The organism is Solilutibacter pythonis, from assembly GCF_003697345.1.
Lineage (GTDB): Bacteria > Pseudomonadota > Gammaproteobacteria > Xanthomonadales > Xanthomonadaceae > Solilutibacter > Solilutibacter pythonis.
This window is the reverse complement of sequence record NZ_RFLY01000014.1, coordinates 41937-58445: the sequence shown is the minus strand read 5'-3', so window position 1 is coordinate 58445 and position 16509 is coordinate 41937. Positions and strand designations below refer to the sequence as shown.

Below are 16509 nucleotides of genomic sequence, written 5' to 3'. Positions count from 1 at the left end.
CGCCCGGCTGCCAGCCAGGCAAACCGGGCTGATGCTTCGGCGCCCGCCGCATCGCGGGTAAAATCGGCGTTTTCCGCTCCACGAGGTTCGCATGCAGCTTTCCGCCACCCGCGCCATCGTCACCGGCGGCGTTTCCGGCCTTGGCCTCAGTGTGGCCCGGCACATCGTCGCCCAGGGCGGCAAGGTCGCGCTGTTCGACGTCAACGCCGACAAAGGCGCCGAGGCCGTCGCCGCCCTGGGCGCGGATAACGCCCGCTTCCTCCAGACCGACGTCACCGACGAAGCCGGCGTGGCCGCCAACGTGGATACGGCAAATGGTTTCCTCGGCGGCTTGAACGTTTGCGTCAACTGCGCCGGCATCCTGGGCGCCGGGCGCGTGCTGGGCAGGAACGGGCCGATGGCGCTGTCGCGGTTCCAGGCCACGGTGATGGTCAACCTGGTCGGCAGCTTCAACGTGGCGAAAGCCTGCGCCGAGGCGATGCAACACAACACGGCCTGCGCCGATGGCGAGCGCGGGGTGATCGTCAACACCGCTTCGGTGGCCGCCTACGAGGGGCAGATCGGGCAGGCCGCCTACTCGGCCTCGAAAGGCGGCGTGATCGGCATGACCTTACCGATGGCGCGCGAACTGGCGCGTTTCGGTATCCGGGTCAACACCATCGCCCCCGGCATTTTCTGGACGCCGATGGTCGATGGCATGCCGGACGACGTGCGGGCGTCGCTATCGGCCTCGATCCCCTTCCCTTCGCGCCTCGGCAAACCCGAGGAGTTCGCCGACCTGGTCGCCTTCATCCTGGCCACCCCCTACCTCAACGGCGAAACCATCCGGCTGGACGGCGCGGTGCGCCTCGCGCCGAAATAAGCCGGCCCGCATTCCCTATTCACGCAACATCCACCGCGAATTCATCCCATGAAGGCTTACGACATCAAGAAAGGCAACGTCGTCGAACACAACGGCGGCGTGTACCAAGTCCGCGACATCGAACGCTCCAGTCCGCAAGGGCGCGGCGGTAATGTGCGCTTCCGCTTCGTGATGTATTCGGTACCGGGCGGCAACAAGCTGGATGCGAGCTTCGACGGCGACGACAATCTCAACGAAGTCGAACTGCTCCGCCGCCAGGCCACGTTCTCCTACAAGGATGGCGAGACCTTCGTATTCATGGACGACGAGGATTACAATCAGTACTCGCTGGATGCGGCCGCCATTGGCGATGCCGCCGGCTACATCACCGATGGACTGGCTGGTTGCCATGTGCAGATCATCGACGACCAGCCGGTCGGGCTCCAGTTGCCCACCTCGGTGGTGCTGGAGGTGATCGACACCCCGCCGGAACTGAAAGGCGGCACCGCCACCAAGCGACCCAAGCCCGCGCGCCTCGATACCGGCATCGAGATTCAGGTGCCGGAATACATCGCCAACGGCGAGAAAGTCTGGGTCAACACCACCACGGGCGAATTCGGTGGGCGCGCCGAATAAAGTGATGACGGCGGGCCTTCTCGCGTTGCTGCTGACGGCCTGCACCGCGCCCGCGCCCAGTGCCCAGGCAAGCGCCGAGGCGAACACGCCGCCGCCCGCGCCGGCGGCGGCCACGACAGAGGTCGATCCGCGGAGCCTGCCGCCGGACGTGCAGGCGTTCATCCTCAACCAGCGCATGTGCCGGCACTTCCGCCGGCCAGCCGATCAGGGCGGCAACGCGGCGATGGCCCGCGCGATCTGCGTCAAAGCCGACCCCGATGCCTGGAAAACCCTGCTGCGCAAATACCGGGACGACGACACCATCGGCAGTATCCTACTGGCCGAACGGCCGGAAGGTGGCAACGCCGAATGAACCGCGTGGCCGCGAGACCATCGGTCTCCGGCATCCCAAGCGGGCTGCCTGACGTGCGCGCCCAACCGCCCACCGCGATCGAAATCACCCGCATGCGCCCCGGCCGCCCGGACTCGGGCTACCGCCGGCCCGCCAACGCCCGGCGCCTCATCCCCCACCAACACCGGCCGGGCGAAACGCTCTACGATGCCGACGTCGGTCCCGAAGGCCACCGCACGACCATGAAATCGGCCAGGTCGCGCGGGAGAAACACACCGGGATCGATGCCGAACCGAACCGGCTGAAGCGAAATGCCGCCCTCATCCGTCACCAAGTGCGCTGCTCGGGCGCTACCAGGAGTCCATCGGACCATGAACGCCTCACTCCACTTCCGCCCCGCCCGCGATGCCGACATCGTCACCCTGCTGCCGGCGATGCAGGACTTCTACGTACTGGAAAAACTGCGCTGGGACGAAGCGCGTCAACAGGCCGCGCTCGCGGCATTGATCGACAACCCGCGCGCCGGCCGGCTGCTGGTCATCGAGCGCGACAGCGAACTGGCCGGTTACGCGGTGGTCGGCTTCTGTTTCAGCCTGGAATTCGATGGCCGCTACGCCCTGCTCGACGAGCTTTACGTGCTACCGGCCTTCCAAGGACTCGGCCTCGGCAAGCGGCTGCTGCGCGAAGCCGAGCAACTGGCCCTGGCCGAGGGCTGCCGCGCGCTCCGGCTGGAAGTCAGCGACGACAACCCGCACGCGCGCGGTATCTACGAGCGCGCCGGCTACCAGGCCCAGCCGCGCCGGTTGATGAGCCGCTGGCTGGATGCCGATGGCTGAGGTCGCGCCACTCGCCCCCGCAGCCGGCGGTGCGCGACCGGCTGCTGAAACCCTCATGGGTCGAACAACTTGCCCGGATTCATGATGCCGTCCGGGTCGAGCGCGCGCTTGATCGCTCGCATCGCCGCCACCTCCTCCTCGCTGCGGGTGCCGGTCAGATAGGGCTTCTTGACCAGGCCGATGCCGTGCTCGGCGGAGATGCTGCCCCCATGCCTGGCCAGCACTTCCGCCAGCAGCCGCGTCACCCGCTCGCAATCGCGGACGAAATCCGCCTGCGCCATGTCCGTGGGCTTCAGCACATTGATATGCAGATTGCCGTCACCGATGTGGCCGAACCAGACCACCTCGAAATGCGGATATTCGGCCGAGATCAGCGCCTCGGCCTCGTGCAGGAAGGCCGGCAACGCCGATATCCGCACCGAGACGTCGTTCTTATACGGCAGACGCGGGGCCAGCGCCTCGGTAACGCCCTCGCGCAAGCGCCATAGTTGCGCCGCCTGCGCCTGGCTGCCCGCAATCACGCCATCCAGCGCCCAGCCTTCGACCAGCCCCCGCTCGAACAGCGCCAACGCGGCCGCTTCATCGGCCTCGCCCTCGTGCGCATACTCGACCACCGCGTGGAATGGGTAATCGTCGTCGAAAGGCGGCTGCGCGCCGTGTTCCACCACATGCTTCAGAGCCAACGAAGTGAAAAACTCGAACGCCTCCAGCCGCAACCCGGCGCGCATCGCCATGAAGGCGCGGATCACCGCGTCGAAATCCGCCAGCGCCAGCAGCATCGTCCGGGTGGGCGGCGGCGGCGCGGCCAGCCTGAGCGTGGCCTCGACCACCACGCCCAGCGTGCCCTCGGCGCCGATGAACAACTGGCGCAGGTCGTAGCCGCTGGAATTCTTGACAAGCCCCTTGTTGAGCCGCAGCAGTTCTCCCGCGCCCGTCACCACGGTCAACCCGGCGATCCACTCGCGGGTGTTGCCGTAGCGCAGTACGCGGATGCCGCCGGCATTGGTGGCGATGTTGCCGCCGATGCTGCACGAGCCGCGCGAGGCGAAATCCACCGGATATTGCAGGCCGTGTTCGCGCGCGATGTTGTGCACCGCCTCCAGCGCGATGCCGGCCTGCACTTCAACCGTGCGGTCGATGGCGTCGAAGGCCAACACCTTGTTCATCCGCTCCAGGCTGAGCACCAGCTCGCCGTTGGCCGCCACCGCGCCACCAGACAGGCCGGTGCGTCCCCCCGAGGGCACCAACGCCACCCGATGCTCGCGCGCCCAGCGCACGATGCCGACGACTTCCTCCACCGTGGCCGGCAACGCGACGGCCAGCGGCGCGGGCGTCCAGCGCCGGGTCCAGTCGCGGCCATAGTGTTCCAGGTCGTCCGGTGCGTTCAACAGGCGCGGGCCGGGCAGAATTTGGCGAAGGGCATCGAGGCGAGCATCCATGCCGGGAGACTAACGCCAATCGTGCGGCGTCGCAGCAAAAAGCGCAGAATGGAACGCCATACTCTCCCGTTTCGCCGCCACGCCATGTCTCCGACCTCCTTTCCCAAATCCGACATCCGCGTTCTACTGCTGGAAGGCATCAGCGAAACCGCCGCCGGCATCTTCGCCGATGCCGGCTACAGCGACATCCGCCGCTTCGACAAGGCGCTGCCGGTGCCCGAGCTGCACCGCGAACTGCGCGAGGCGCACATCGTCGGCATCCGTTCGCGCACCCGGCTCGACGCCGCGGCGATGGCCGAGGCGCGCAAGCTGTTCGCCATCGGCGCGTTCTGCATCGGCACCAACCAGATCGATCTGGCCACGGCCAAGCACGCCGGCATTCCCGTGTTCAACGCGCCCTACTCCAACACCCGCAGCGTGGCCGAGCTGGTGATCGCCGAGAGCATCATGCTGATGCGCGGCATCGTGCAGAAATCCGCGCAATGCCATCGCGGCGGCTGGTCGAAATCGGCCGCCGGCAGCCACGAGGTGCGCGGCAAGACGCTGGGCATCGTCGGCTACGGTCACATCGGCACCCAAGTGGGGGTGATGGCCGAGGCGATGGGGATGCACGTCATCTACCACGACATCGAGACCAAGCTGGCGCTGGGCAACGCGCGCCATGCCGGCTCGCTCGACGCCCTGCTGGCGGCAAGTGACATCGTGACCCTGCATGTGCCAGAAACGCCGGCGACGCGACTCATGATCGGCGAGGCGCAACTGGCCAGAATGAAACCCGGCGCGCATCTGTTGAACGCCTCGCGCGGGACGGTCGTGGATATCGATGCGCTGGCCGACGCACTCGCGCGCGGGCACCTCGCCGGCGCGGCGGTGGACGTGTTCCCGGTCGAACCCGAAGGCAACGCCGAGGCGTTCGCAAGCCCACTGTGCGGCATGGACAACGTGATTCTGACCCCGCACATCGGCGGCAGCACGCTGGAGGCGCAGGACAACATCGGCGCCGAGGTCGCGGCCAAGCTGGTGCGCTACAGCGACAACGGCAGCACGCTCTCGGCGGTCAACTTCCCCGAAGTAACGCTCCCCGGGCATCAGGGCAGCCATCGCTTCCTGCATATCCACCGCAACGCGCCGGGCGTGCTGATGAAGATCAACGAGGTGTTTTCCAGCACCGGCATCAACATCGACGGCCAGTACCTGCGCACCGACCCGGAACTGGGCTACGTGGTGATCGACGCCGCTTCCGACCGCGACCAGGCCGGCCGGCTGCGTGAGCGGCTGGCCTCGATCGACGGCACGCTGCGCACCCGCGTGCTGTATTGATCAGGCGGCGTCGGCCAGCCAGCGCCGCGCCATCCGCCGCAGCGATTCGTCGGCCCGCGCATCCTCGGCCAACCCATCGATATCGCGCCAGGCGAGCGCCAGCGATTCCTCGCTGACGACGAACGCCTCGCCACCTTCGGCATGGACGACGAAGCGCACATCGTGATGCCAATGCCCCGGCACACCCTTGTACTCGGGAATCCAGTGGCGATCGAGATCGAAGATGGCCGACTCGACACGCAGGCCGGACAAGCCGGATTCCTCTTCCGCCTCCTTCAAGGCGACCTGCGCCAGGTCTTCCTCGCCATCGGCGTGGCCGCCCAGTTGTAACCAGCGCCCAAGCTTGCGGTGATGGGTCAGCAGGACGCGCCGGCCATCGCCACTGACCAGCCACGAGGAAGCGGTGAAATGGCCTTCCCGGCGTTCGCGCACAAAAGGGTTGGCGGCATCGCCCAGCAGTTGGATGAAATCGGCGGCGGTCGCGGCGGCCGCGGGTTCCGCCCGGGCGAAACGCCGGAACGATCCAAGCAGGGACTGGCGGGCGGGCGAAAGCGGTAATTCAGGCATCGAGGACTGGCCCAGTCGTGACGAAAGGATCAATTATCCGCGCTCGGCGCTCCGCATCCGAGGCGAATCCACGTTGCGATGCAAAATGCAACGGTGCTTGTCGAGCGTTTCGCCACTGGAGTAATGTTCGGACTCCAATCGATTCAGGCACCGCCTCGGTGCTCGACAGCCTCCCGGGAAAACACGAATGCTGAAAGACCTCTTGATGACCAAGCCCATCCAGGCGGCCGGCCACGTTGATGCGGGCGAGCCGGTCGAGGGCAGCTTGCAGGGCGAGGCATCGCTCAAGCGCGTCCTGACCGCCCGACACCTGGTGCTGCTTGGCGTGGGGGCGATCATCGGCGCCGGCATTTTCGTGATGACCGGAACCGCCGCGGCCAACTACGCCGGCCCCGCGGTCATCCTGAGTTTCGTGCTGGCTGGTTTCGCCTGCGCGCTCGCCGGCCTCTGCTACGCCGAGTTCGCCTCGATGATGCCGGTCTCCGGCTCGGCCTATTCGTATACCTACAGCACCATGGGCGAGCTCGTCGCCTGGTTCATCGGCTGGAATCTGGTGTTGGAATACATGTTCGCGGCATCCTCGGTGGCGGTGGGCTGGTCGGGGTATCTCAACAGCTTTCTGTCGTCCTATGGGCTCGGCATTCCCGAAATACTGGCGCAGGCGCCTTATGCGTACTCGGCGGAACTCAAATCGTTCGTCAGCACCGGGGCCTTGCTCAATCTCCCGGCCGTGCTGATCGTTGCGGCGATTTCCGCACTGTGTTACCGCGGCATCACCCAATCGGCCTGGGTCAATGCGCTGATCGTGGCCATCAAGGTCACGGTCATCGTCGCCTTCCTCGGTTTCGCCTCCCGCTACGTCAACCCCGACAACTGGCACCCGTTCATCCCGGAAAGTCAGGGCGACAACCGTTTCGGCGTCCAGGGCGTGGTGCGCGGCGCGGCGGTGGTGTTCTTCGCCTACATCGGTTTCGATGCGGTATCGACCGCCGCCGGCGAGGCCAAGAATCCCCAACGCGACATGCCGATCGGCATCCTCGGCTCGCTGGTGGTCTGCACGCTGTTCTACATCGCGGTGGCCGCCACGTTGACCGGCCTGCTGCCCTACACCGAACTGGGCACGGCCAAGCCGGTGGCGACCGCCCTCGAGGCCTATCCCGCGCTCGCCTGGCTGAAGACCCTCGTCGAGATCGGCGCCATCGCCGGGCTTTCCTCGGTGATCCTGGTGATGCTCATGGGACAACCACGCATCTTCTATTCGATGGCGAAGGACGGCCTGATACCCGGCCTGTTCGCCAAGGTGCATCCGAAGTACCACACCCCCTACGTCGGCACGGTGATCGTGGGCGTGCTGGCCGCGAGCATGGCCGGATTCCTGCCCCTGGATTTCCTGGGCGACCTGGTGTCGATGGGCACCCTGCTGGCCTTCGCCACCGTCTGCGCCGGCGTGCTGGTCCTGCGCTACACCCGCCCCGACCTGCCGCGCCCGTTCCGCGTGCCGCTGGCGTTGCTGATCTGTCCGCTGGGCGTGCTCGCCTGCCTGTATCTGTTCTGGCAACCCTTCGGCGACCATTGGGAAGTGATGCTGGGCTGGACGGTGATCGGCTTCGTCATCTATTTCGTCTACGGCTATCGCCACAGCAAACTACGCCAGCGGAACAAGGGCTGATACGGTGACGGCCCGCAAAATCGGCCCCGTGTTGGCGACCTTCGTGGTCGCCAACAACATGATTGGCTCGGGTTTTTTCCTCCTGCCCGCCACGCTGGCGCGCTCCGGCGCGGTGACGGTGTTCAGCTGGCTGCTCGGCACGGTGCTGGCGATGATGCTGGGCGCGGCCTTCGCGCGGCTCGCCCGCACTTACCCCGACCTGGAATGCCTGGACGACTACATCCGGCCTTCGGTGGGGCGCGATGCCAGCTTCATCGCCTCGACCACGTACTGGCTATCGTCCTGGATCGGTAACAACGCCATCGCGGTCGCCGCTTTCGGCTACATGGTGACGCTGCTACCGCTCGACGCCGGCAACCCCGCCGTGCAGGTCGGCGGGCAGATCGGGCTCATCTGGCTGATGTTCGCCATCAACCTGCTGGGGCCGCGGCCAGTCGCCAAGTTCCAGAGTTTCTGCGTGGTGTTCGGCCTGATGCCGGTGGCGATGGTGCTGCTGTTCGGTTGGGGCGCCTTCGACCGTGGCATCTACGATGCGGCCTGGAACGTCACCGGCAAGGCGGACGCCAGCGTCGTCTTCGGCGCGCTGGCCCCCATCTTCTGGGCCTTCGTCGGCCTGGAAACCGGGGCGATGATCGCCGGCGTGGTACGCGATCCCGACCGCGACATCCCAATCGCCACGTTGGGCGGCGTCGCCATCGCCGGGCTGGTCTACATGACCTCCTCGGTACTGGTGATGGGGATCGTCCCGGCCTCGGAACTGGCGGCATCGAGTGCGCCGTTCGCACTGGTCGCCACCACGATCTTCGGCCCCTGGGCGGCGGCGATGATCGCGATCGCGGCCACGTTGAAAGCCTCCGGCACGCTCGGCGGCTGGATGCTGGTGACTGGCGAGTCCGGCGCGCGCGCGGCGCAACGTGGCTTTCTGCCGGCAGCATTCGGGCGTTTCAACCAGCATGGCGCCGCCGCGATCGGGCTGTTCATCATCGCCTGCGCGATGACCCTGCTGGCACTGCTGACGCTTTCGCCCACCGTTTCCGGGCAGTTCGAGGTATTGATCGAAATCGTCGTCACGCTGGTGGTGCTGGCCTACGCGGCGGCCGGTCTGGCGCTGGTGCTGGGCACCGCCACCCGGCGCCCCAGCGCCAGCGACCGGCTGCTCGGCATCGGCGCGCTGGTCGCTTGCGTGCTGCTGCTGTGGTCTTCCGACTGGAAAATGCTGGCCGGCGGCGCGGTCGTCGTGGTCATTGCCTGGGCGCTGTACCGGCTGCTCGGCCAGCGTCGCTGAACCGCCACCGTTGACTCGCGCATGGCCGGTTGTTTGTAAACTGCGGCCATGCACAGCCCCCTTCCCTATGACAGCCAGCACCTGCGCCAACTGACCGGTGAACTGATCACCCACGTCCGCGAACTCGGCCACGCCGGCTGGACGCCCGCGACCAGCAGCAATTTCTCGATGCGCCTGGACGAACGCCACGCGGCCATCACCGTTTCCGGCCGCGACAAATCCAAGCTCTGTGAGAGCGACGTCATGGTGGTGGATTTCGACGGCCGCCCCGTCGCCACCGAACTGCGCCCATCGGCCGAAACCTTGCTGCACACGCAGCTTTACCGCCGCGCCCGGGAAATCGGCTGCGTGCTGCACACCCATTCGCTGGTGCAGACGGTAGCCTCGCGGCTGTTCGCGCCACAGGGCCATGTGCGCTTCGAGGACTACGAACTGCAAAAAGCCTTCGCCGGCAACCACACCCACCAAGGCGCGATCGACGTGCCGGTGTTCGCCAATACCCAGGACATGCGCGAATTGATGCCGAAAGTGGAAACCGCGCTCGAAACCCGGCCGATGTGGGGCTATCTGATCGAAGGCCACGGCCTCTATGCCTGGGGCCGCGACATGCCCGAGGCGCGCCGCCACCTGGAAGCCTTCGAATTCCTGCTGGCCTGCGAACTGAAGATACGGGAGCTGAAGCGATGAGCCGCCTGCGCGTCTACGACGACAACGATCCCGGCAGCGTGTTGCTGGAGACCCACGCGCACATGGAAATCGCCCGCGAACTGGACCATATCGGCGTGGTGTTCGAGCGATGGCTCGCGGTAAAGCCTGTCAAGGCCGGCGACACGCCCGAGGCGATCATGGCCGCCTACCGCGACGACATCGACCGGCTGGTCGAGGCCAACGGCTTCAACAGCGTGGACGTGGTCAGCATCGCGCCCGACCATCCGCAACGCGAAGCGATGCGCGCCAAATTCCTGGAAGAACACACCCACAAGGAAGGCGAAGTACGGTTCTTCGTCGATGGCAGCGGCCTCTTTTCGCTGCACGCCGACGGCAAGGTGTACGAAGTGCTGTGCGAGAAAGGCGACCTGATCCACGTTCCCGATGGCGCCGCGCACTGGTTCGACATGGGCGCGGCACCGGCGTTCGTCGCCATCCGCTTCTTCACCAACCCCGATGGCTGGGTCGGCGACTTCACCGGCAGCGACATCGCCCGGCGTTTCCCGCGCTACGAGAAATAAGCGCCGCCGACAACCATGAGGCGCTTCAATCCGGCGGGCGGCGGGCGGGACGCACGCCGTTTTCCCGCCCGCCAACACCCCAGCCCACACCCTCCGGCAAGTGAGAGAAAAATGCCCCCCCTCATCCTCACCGACATCGAAGGCACGACCAGCTCGATCTCCTTCGTCAAGGACGTGCTGTTCCCCCATGCCCGTCGCGCCCTGCCCCGCTTCGTGCGCGAGCATGGCGATGAGCCCGACGTGCGACGCTGGCTGGACGACGTCGCCACCGGGCACGGCGCGATGTGCGACGACGCGACGATCGTCGAGACCCTGCAAGGCTGGATCGACCAGGACCGCAAGCACACAGCGCTGAAGGCGCTGCAAGGCATGATCTGGCGCGCGGGCTACCAGAACCGCGATTTCACCGCGCACGTCTATCCCGATGCCGTGCGGAAACTGCGCGAATGGCACGCCGACGGCTTGCCGCTGGCCGTGTATTCCTCCGGTTCGGTGCCGGCGCAGAAACTGTTCTTCGGCCATTCCGATGCCGGCGACCTGCTGCCGCTGTTCGATGCCTTCTTCGATACCGAAATGGGGCACAAACGCGAGGCGGCCAGCTACCGCGCCATCGCCGCGCGCCTCGGCCGCGCGCCGGGCGAAATCCTGTTCCTCTCCGATGTGGTCGAAGAGCTGGATGCCGCGCGCGAGGCCGGCATGCGCACCGTGCTGCTGGACCGCCGTGAGGATTATCCCGAGCCGCGTATCGGCGAGGCCACCCACGGCCACGCGCGGGTAGAGTCATTCGCCGCGATCATCCCTTGAGGTATCCGCCACCGCCACGCCCGCGCGTGGCGTCGAGTTAAGGCGCACACCGTCCCCGGCCCATTCGACGGACCGCCGCCGCCACGCCCGCGCGTGGCATCGAGGCTTCAAGGTTCGGCATCCCGCAGCCGGTAGCGCGTCCTGGCTTGCCGCCAGCCGTGCCAGCGATCCAGCGCACGCACTTCCACATCATGCTCACCGGTCGCCAGGTCGGTCGGCAACGCGCCGCGCCAGAGATGCGGCGATGGCGTCGCCTCCGGCGAGCGATCGTAGCCGCGGAGTGCGGCGGCTTCGTCGTCGCGGACGTTTTCCGCCAGCATGGCCGGGTCCGGTTGCGACACTTTGCGCATCGGCTTCCACGCGCCGCCATCGATACGGTATTCCACCCGCGTGTCATCCATCCCCATCCATACGTTGGCGTAGACGGCCCAGGCCGGATAAGCGCCACGACGCAGCACCCTCGGCGCGTAGAGACCGATTCCGGTATCGGCAGCATCGCGCGCCGGGTGCCAGGCCAGGGTGTACTCACCGCCAAGCTCGACCGTCAGCATCGCCCAACCGTTTGGCGTGCCATCGGCCATCGTCGCCGCCGGGATGCCGGCCGCATCCTCGACGCCCGACCAGAACGCACCGCAAACCGCGCCGATGTTGTATTCGTGCAGCGGCATGACGCCGTGCCAACCAGTATCCATGCCGTGGAAGACATGCCGCTGGGTGTGGGTATGGGCGCTGACGATCAGCACACGGGGGAAATCGCGCAGCAAGGCGAACAGCCGTGCGCGGTCTTCGTCGCGGAAGGTGTCGCGCCCCGGCGCTTCGAACAGCGGAATGTGCAGCGCCAGCACCAGCAAACGATTTCTCGGTGCCTGACGCAGGTAGTTTTCGAGGAAAACGAACTGATCCTCGCGGAACCCGCCGATGTATTTCGGGGTGGAGGCAGGTTGCCAGACGACATCGTCGAGCACGATGAAATTCGCTTCCGCCTCCTCCCAGGCGAAGGTATCCGGCCCGAAGTGCGAACGGAAAGTAGCCAGCGAGCCGGCATCGTCGGCACCGACGTCGAGATCGTGGTTGCCGGGCGCATGCAGCCAGGGCAGCCCCAGGCGGGCGGTAGCCGCATTGAGCGCCGGGTACAACGAGAGGTCGTCATCGACGATATCGCCCATCGACATGCCCAGCCTGGCGCGGGTCTTGCCGATCAGCGGCTCGACGATGTCGCGGCGGTAGTAATCGATGTCCCGCGGCGATTTCGGTTGCGGGTCGCCGAACAGCAGTACTTGCAGGTCGCCGGAGGATGCCGGCGCGCGACGCACCCCGAACGGCCGGCAATCGGCGCCGGCGCGCCAATGATCGGGCAGGCCGTCTTCGCGCCGGGCCACCGTCGAGCCGGCCGGCTTGATGACGAAGACCTCCGCGCCCGGGCGCGCCGGCAGCCGGTAATCGCCACGGGCATCGCTGCGCACGATGTCGCGGCCATTGGAAACGGCAATCCCCGGCAGGCCCGGTTCATCGCCGCCACGGCGGCCATCGCCATCGCGATCCTCGTAGACCGAACCGACATGGCATCCACGCTCACCCGCATGAACGGACAGGCTGGCAAGGATCAGCAGGCAGGAAGCCAAGCGTATTCTCTTCATCCGGCGATTATCGCCCTGGCCCCGCGGGATGGAAACGGCTCCGGAAAGGCCTTCGGAAACATGGCCGGTGGGCGGCCAACAGATCCATCCGCCCCGGCATCGGTACCGCTTCACGATGCGGCAAGGCGCTGATGCGCCTCCCCATTTCTAGCGTCGCGCTTGCAGGCGTGCGCGCAGGTCGTCCAAGCCAAGTCCGCGCGCACGCATCAATACCAGCAGGTGGAAGACCAGGTCGGCGGCTTCGTCCAGCAGTTCGTCATCACCCTGCGCCACCGCCGCCAGCGCGGTTTCCACCCCCTCTTCGCCCACTTTCTGAGCGATGCGGCGGACACCGCTTTCGAACAGCACGCCGGTATAGCTGCCCGGCGGCCGTTCGCGTTCGCGTTGCGCCACCAGCCGGTCAAGCGCGCCGATCACGTCTCCTGGCGCCCCGGGGAAACAACTCTCGCGTTGCAGATGGCAAGTCGGGCCATGCGGATGCGCCCGCAGCAACAGCGCATCCCGGTCGCAATCGGTCTCGACCGCGACCAGATCGAGAAAATTGCCCGAGCTTTCGCCCTTGGTCCACAGCGCTCCGCGGCTGCGGCTGAAAAAAGTCACTCGGCCGCTTTCCAGCGTATGCGCCAGAGATTCGCGCGACATCCAGCCCAACATCAACACACGCAGGCTGGCGGCATCCTGCACGATCGCCGGCAGCAAGCCCGTCTGCTTCTCCCAGTCCAACGATTCGATCTCGATCATGTCAGCCTCACCGGTATGCCTTGCACCTGCAATTCACGTTTGAGTCGGGGGATGGCAATGGTCTCGGCATGGAACACGCTGGCCGCCAGCGCGCCATCGACATCGGCCTGACGGAACACTTCGGCGAAGTGCTCGACCGCGCCGGCGCCGCCGGACGCCACCAGCGGCACCGCGCAACGCGAACGCGCCGCCTGTAGCTGCGCGATGTCGTAGCCGGCGCGCACGCCGTCGCTGCCCATGCAGTTCAGTACGATTTCACCGGCGCCCAGCGCCTGCGCCTCCTCCAGCCATTCCAGCGTGCGCCGCGCCAGCCGCCGCGTGCGCGCGACATCGCCGGTGTGGCTACGCACCCGCCACTCGCCATCGGCCTCGCGCTCGGAGTCGATACCGACAACGACGCACTGCATGCCGAACGCATCGGCCAGCTCACTAATCAGCGCCGGGCGCTCCAGTGCCGGCGTGTTGATCGACACCTTGTCCGCGCCGGCATTCAGCACCGCGCGCGCGTCGGCCACGCTGCGAATGCCGCCCGCCACGCAGAACGGGAGATCGATCGCGCGCGCAACCCGTTCCACCCAGTCGCGATCCAACGCACGCCCCTCCGGGCTGGCGGTGATGTCGTAAAACACCAGCTCGTCGGCGCCGGCCTCGCGGTAACGCCGGGCGAGTTCGACGATATCGCCCATATCGACGTGATCGCGGAAGCGCACGCCCTTGACCACGCGGCCACCACGCACGTCGAGGCAGGGAATGATGCGACGGCTCAGCATCGCAACGCCTCCGCCAGCGTGAAGCGACCTTCGAGAAGCGCCTTGCCGAGCACCGCGCCGGCGCACCCGGCATCACGCGCGGCGCGGATGTCGCCGATATCGCGGATACCGCCGCTGGCCTGGATCCGCAGCGAGGGCAAGGCCGCGCGCAAGTGGCGATACAAATCGATGTTTGGCCCGGCCAGCATGCCGTCGCGGGCGATATCGGTACAAAGCAGATGCCGCAGACCGGCATCGGCGTAGCTCGCCGCCAATTCGTGCAACTGGTGCGGCGAGTCCTCGGTCCAGCCGTGCGAGGGCAGCCGCCATTCGCCATCGTCCCCCTGCCGGGTGTCGAGCGCGATGGCAATCCGTTCAGCGCCGAAGCGATGCAACCAGCCCAATACGCGCCGCGGCTCCCGCACCGCCAGCGAACCGACCACCACCCGGGCCGCCCCCGCCTCCAGCATCCTTTCGACATCGGCCTCGCCGCGTACGCCGCCGCCGGTCTGCACCTGCAAATCCGTCTCACCGACAATCGCGCGCAGCAACTCGTAAAGGGTGTAACCGCCCGCATATGCGGCGTCCAGATCGACCAGGTGCAGCCAGGCCGCACCCGCCTCGGCATAACGGCGGGCGACATCGGCCGGCGCATCGCCATAGCGGGTTTCCCGCGCGTAATCGCCCTGCTTGAGCCGCACCACGCGGCCCGCACGCACATCGATGGCGGGATAGAGGATGAAGCTCATGACCGCCTCCCGATGAAATTGGCGAGCATGCGCGCCCCGACCGCGGCCGAACGCTCCGGGTGGAACTGCATGCCACAGACGTTGCCGGCCTCGACGACCGCCGCGAAGGTATCACCGTGGGTGGTGGTGGCGATGCAATCGGCCGTCACCGGGGCTGCATAGCCATGCACGAAATACGCTTGCGCATCGGCCTCGACGCCTTCCAGCAGCATCGACGGGCGCCGGGGCGACAAACGATTCCAGCCCATGTGCGGAACGCGGATGCCTGGCGCCGGGGTAAGCCCGCGCACACGGCCGGCCAGAAGCCCGAGACAGTCCACGCCCCCCTCCTCCGAATGTTCGAAGAGCAACTGCATGCCCAGACAGATGCCGAGCAGCGGCGCCACCCGCCGGCGCAAGGGCGGAATCAGGCCACGCTCGCCGAGCAAGCCCATGGCGGTGGCAGCGGCGCCGACGCCGGGCAGCACCACGCGATCCGGCGTCCCGAATTCGTCGCCATCGCGCACGAGCCGCGCCTCGATGCCAAACCGCTCCAACGCATAACGCACCGAGCCGAGGTTGGCGCCACCGGCGTCGATCAAGGCGACGTTCAGGGCGCTCATCACAATGCCCCCTTGGTGCTGGGCAACTCGTGGCCTTCACGGCGTATCGCCTGCCGCAGCGCGCGCGCCACCGCTTTGAAACAGGCTTCGATCCGATGGTGATCGTTGTCGCCTTCGAGCTTCACATTGAGCGTCAGGCCCGCCGATTCGCACAGCGAGCGGAAGAAATGCTCTACCAGTTCGGTGGGCAGCTCACCGACCTTCTCGCGACGGAAAGCGCCCGAGAATTGCAGCCACGGGCGGCCGGAGAAATCCAGTGCCGCGCTGGCCAGCGCTTCGTCCATCGGCAACACGAAACCGTAGCGGGCGATGCCGCGCTTATCGCCAATCGCCTCGCGCAGGGACTGGCCCAGCGCGAGCGCGCAATCCTCGACCGTGTGGTGCTCGTCGACCCGCAGATCGCCCGCGCACCGCAGTTCCAACGCAAAGCCGCCATGTTTGCCGAACTGCTCCAGCATGTGGTCGAAGAAACCAAGGCCGGTACTTATCTTCGGTTCGGCGACACGGTCGAGATCGACGAACACCTCGATGCGGGTTTCCTTCGTGCGGCGTTCAACGCGCGCGGTGCGCGGCGCATCGAGCAATGCGTGGGCAACGTCGGCCCAACGCGCGCCTTCGCCGAACGATGGGGAAGCCAGCTTGAAACCGCGGATGCCCAGATTGGCGGCGAATTGCAGGTCGCTGTCGCGGTCGCCCACCATTGCCGAGCGCCGCCAGTCGACACCGCGATCCCGCAGATACGGCAGTGCCAGCCCAATGCCGGGCTTGCGGGTCGGCGCGTTGTCGGCCGGCAGGCTGCGGTCGATGAGCACATCGCGGAAGCGGATGCCCTGACTCTCGAACACCTGCATCATCAGCGCATGCGGCGCATCGAAATCCGCCTGTGGAAAGCCCGGGCCGCCCAGTCCATCTTGGTTACTCACCATCACCAGTTGCCAGCCGGCATCGACGAAGCGCAGCAAGGCCGGGATCACGCCTTCGACGAAACGCAACTTGTCCAGCCTGTCGATCTGGAAATCTTCCGGTTCCTCGACGAGCGTGCCGTCGCGGTCAACGAATAAAATCGGCTGCAAG

19 protein-coding genes are annotated in these 16509 nt (G+C 66.7%); 11 read left to right on the top strand and 8 right to left on the bottom strand.

What is annotated here, in order from left to right; translation table 11 throughout:
• The first annotated feature begins 91 nt into the window (after positions 1-91).
• The 5 genes from EBB59_RS10025 to EBB59_RS10005 all read left to right on the top strand — a co-directional run bounded on the left by EBB59_RS10025 (position 92) and on the right by EBB59_RS10005 (position 2644).
• Entirely contained in the window at positions 92-862 is a 771-nt protein-coding gene (locus EBB59_RS10025; RefSeq protein WP_122102014.1) for an SDR family NAD(P)-dependent oxidoreductase, read from the top strand.
• Positions 863-910: 48 nt separating this feature from the next.
• The gene (gene yeiP, locus EBB59_RS10020; protein ID WP_122102013.1) at positions 911-1477 is read left to right on the top strand and encodes an elongation factor P-like protein YeiP; all 567 of its coding nucleotides are present in this window, start codon (positions 911-913) and stop codon (positions 1475-1477) included.
• A 4-nt stretch (positions 1478-1481) separates the two neighbouring features.
• Positions 1482-1829 carry a hypothetical protein gene (locus EBB59_RS10015; RefSeq protein ID WP_122102012.1) on the top strand — a complete coding sequence of 116 codons (348 nt, stop codon included), beginning with the start codon at positions 1482-1484 and terminating at the stop codon, positions 1827-1829.
• Complete coding sequence (locus tag EBB59_RS10010) at positions 1826-2113, top strand: hypothetical protein (RefSeq protein ID WP_122102011.1); 288 nt, start codon at positions 1826-1828, stop codon at positions 2111-2113. The genes EBB59_RS10015 and EBB59_RS10010 overlap by 4 nt, the downstream gene beginning before the upstream one ends.
• A gap of 66 nt (positions 2114-2179) precedes the next feature.
• Positions 2180-2644: a GNAT family N-acetyltransferase gene (locus EBB59_RS10005; protein WP_158601774.1), complete on the top strand. Its 465-nt coding sequence runs from the start codon at positions 2180-2182 to the stop codon at positions 2642-2644.
• A gap of 53 nt (positions 2645-2697) precedes the next feature.
• On the opposite strand, the gene EBB59_RS10000 is transcribed toward EBB59_RS10005, so the two are convergent.
• Positions 2698-4083, bottom strand: coding sequence for an FAD-binding oxidoreductase (locus tag EBB59_RS10000; RefSeq protein WP_122102009.1), 1386 nt, complete (start codon positions 4081-4083; stop codon positions 2698-2700).
• 84 nt (positions 4084-4167) lie between these two features.
• Here EBB59_RS10000 and serA point away from each other — a divergent pair, with 84 nt between their 5' ends.
• A complete protein-coding gene (gene serA / locus EBB59_RS09995) occupies positions 4168-5403 on the top strand; it encodes a phosphoglycerate dehydrogenase (protein ID WP_122102048.1) in 1236 nt (411 codons plus the stop codon).
• On the opposite strand, the gene EBB59_RS09990 is transcribed toward serA, so the two are convergent.
• Positions 5404-5970: an NUDIX hydrolase gene (locus tag EBB59_RS09990; protein WP_122102008.1), complete on the bottom strand. Its 567-nt coding sequence runs from the start codon at positions 5968-5970 to the stop codon at positions 5404-5406. It lies immediately after the preceding gene.
• A gap of 187 nt (positions 5971-6157) precedes the next feature.
• Between EBB59_RS09990 and EBB59_RS09985 the strand changes: the two genes are divergently transcribed.
• The 5 genes from EBB59_RS09985 (at position 6158) to mtnC (ending at position 10957) form a co-directional block, all read left to right on the top strand.
• Positions 6158-7639 carry an amino acid permease gene (locus EBB59_RS09985; protein WP_122102007.1) on the top strand — a complete coding sequence of 494 codons (1482 nt, stop codon included), beginning with the start codon at positions 6158-6160 and terminating at the stop codon, positions 7637-7639.
• A 4-nt stretch (positions 7640-7643) separates the two neighbouring features.
• On the top strand, positions 7644-8924 hold the full coding sequence (locus EBB59_RS09980) for an amino acid permease (protein ID WP_147455563.1): 1281 nt from the start codon (positions 7644-7646) through the stop codon (positions 8922-8924).
• Between the two features lie 48 nt (positions 8925-8972).
• Complete coding sequence (locus EBB59_RS09975) at positions 8973-9611, top strand: methylthioribulose 1-phosphate dehydratase (protein ID WP_122102005.1); 639 nt, start codon at positions 8973-8975, stop codon at positions 9609-9611.
• Positions 9608-10153: a 1,2-dihydroxy-3-keto-5-methylthiopentene dioxygenase gene (locus EBB59_RS09970; protein WP_122102004.1), complete on the top strand. Its 546-nt coding sequence runs from the start codon at positions 9608-9610 to the stop codon at positions 10151-10153. Before EBB59_RS09975 ends, EBB59_RS09970 begins: the two co-directional genes overlap by 4 nt.
• 111 nt (positions 10154-10264) lie before the next feature.
• On the top strand, positions 10265-10957 hold the full coding sequence (gene mtnC / locus EBB59_RS09965; RefSeq protein WP_122102003.1) for an acireductone synthase: 693 nt from the start codon (positions 10265-10267) through the stop codon (positions 10955-10957).
• A gap of 107 nt (positions 10958-11064) precedes the next feature.
• Here mtnC and EBB59_RS09960 read toward each other — a convergent pair whose 3' ends face one another.
• The 6 genes from EBB59_RS09960 to hisB all read right to left on the bottom strand — a co-directional run bounded on the left by EBB59_RS09960 (position 11065) and on the right by hisB (position 16508).
• Positions 11065-12594 (bottom strand): calcineurin-like phosphoesterase C-terminal domain-containing protein, encoded by a 1530-nt coding sequence (locus tag EBB59_RS09960; RefSeq protein WP_122102002.1) that lies wholly within the window; start codon positions 12592-12594, stop codon positions 11065-11067.
• A gap of 147 nt (positions 12595-12741) precedes the next feature.
• Entirely contained in the window at positions 12742-13335 is a 594-nt protein-coding gene (gene hisIE, locus EBB59_RS09955) for a bifunctional phosphoribosyl-AMP cyclohydrolase/phosphoribosyl-ATP diphosphatase HisIE (RefSeq protein ID WP_122102001.1), read from the bottom strand.
• A complete protein-coding gene (hisF, locus tag EBB59_RS09950) occupies positions 13332-14105 on the bottom strand; it encodes an imidazole glycerol phosphate synthase subunit HisF (RefSeq protein ID WP_122102000.1) in 774 nt (257 codons plus the stop codon). Before hisF ends, hisIE begins: the two co-directional genes overlap by 4 nt.
• Positions 14099-14833, bottom strand: a complete 735-nt coding sequence (gene hisA / locus EBB59_RS09945) for a 1-(5-phosphoribosyl)-5-[(5-phosphoribosylamino)methylideneamino]imidazole-4-carboxamide isomerase (RefSeq protein WP_122101999.1) — start codon at positions 14831-14833, stop codon at positions 14099-14101. Before hisA ends, hisF begins: the two co-directional genes overlap by 7 nt.
• Positions 14830-15435, bottom strand: coding sequence for an imidazole glycerol phosphate synthase subunit HisH (gene hisH / locus EBB59_RS09940; protein WP_122101998.1), 606 nt, complete (start codon positions 15433-15435; stop codon positions 14830-14832). The genes hisA and hisH overlap by 4 nt, the downstream gene beginning before the upstream one ends.
• Complete coding sequence (gene hisB, locus EBB59_RS09935; RefSeq protein ID WP_122102047.1) at positions 15435-16508, bottom strand: bifunctional histidinol-phosphatase/imidazoleglycerol-phosphate dehydratase HisB; 1074 nt, start codon at positions 16506-16508, stop codon at positions 15435-15437. Before hisB ends, hisH begins: the two co-directional genes overlap by 1 nt.
• Position 16509 lies beyond the last annotated feature (1 nt).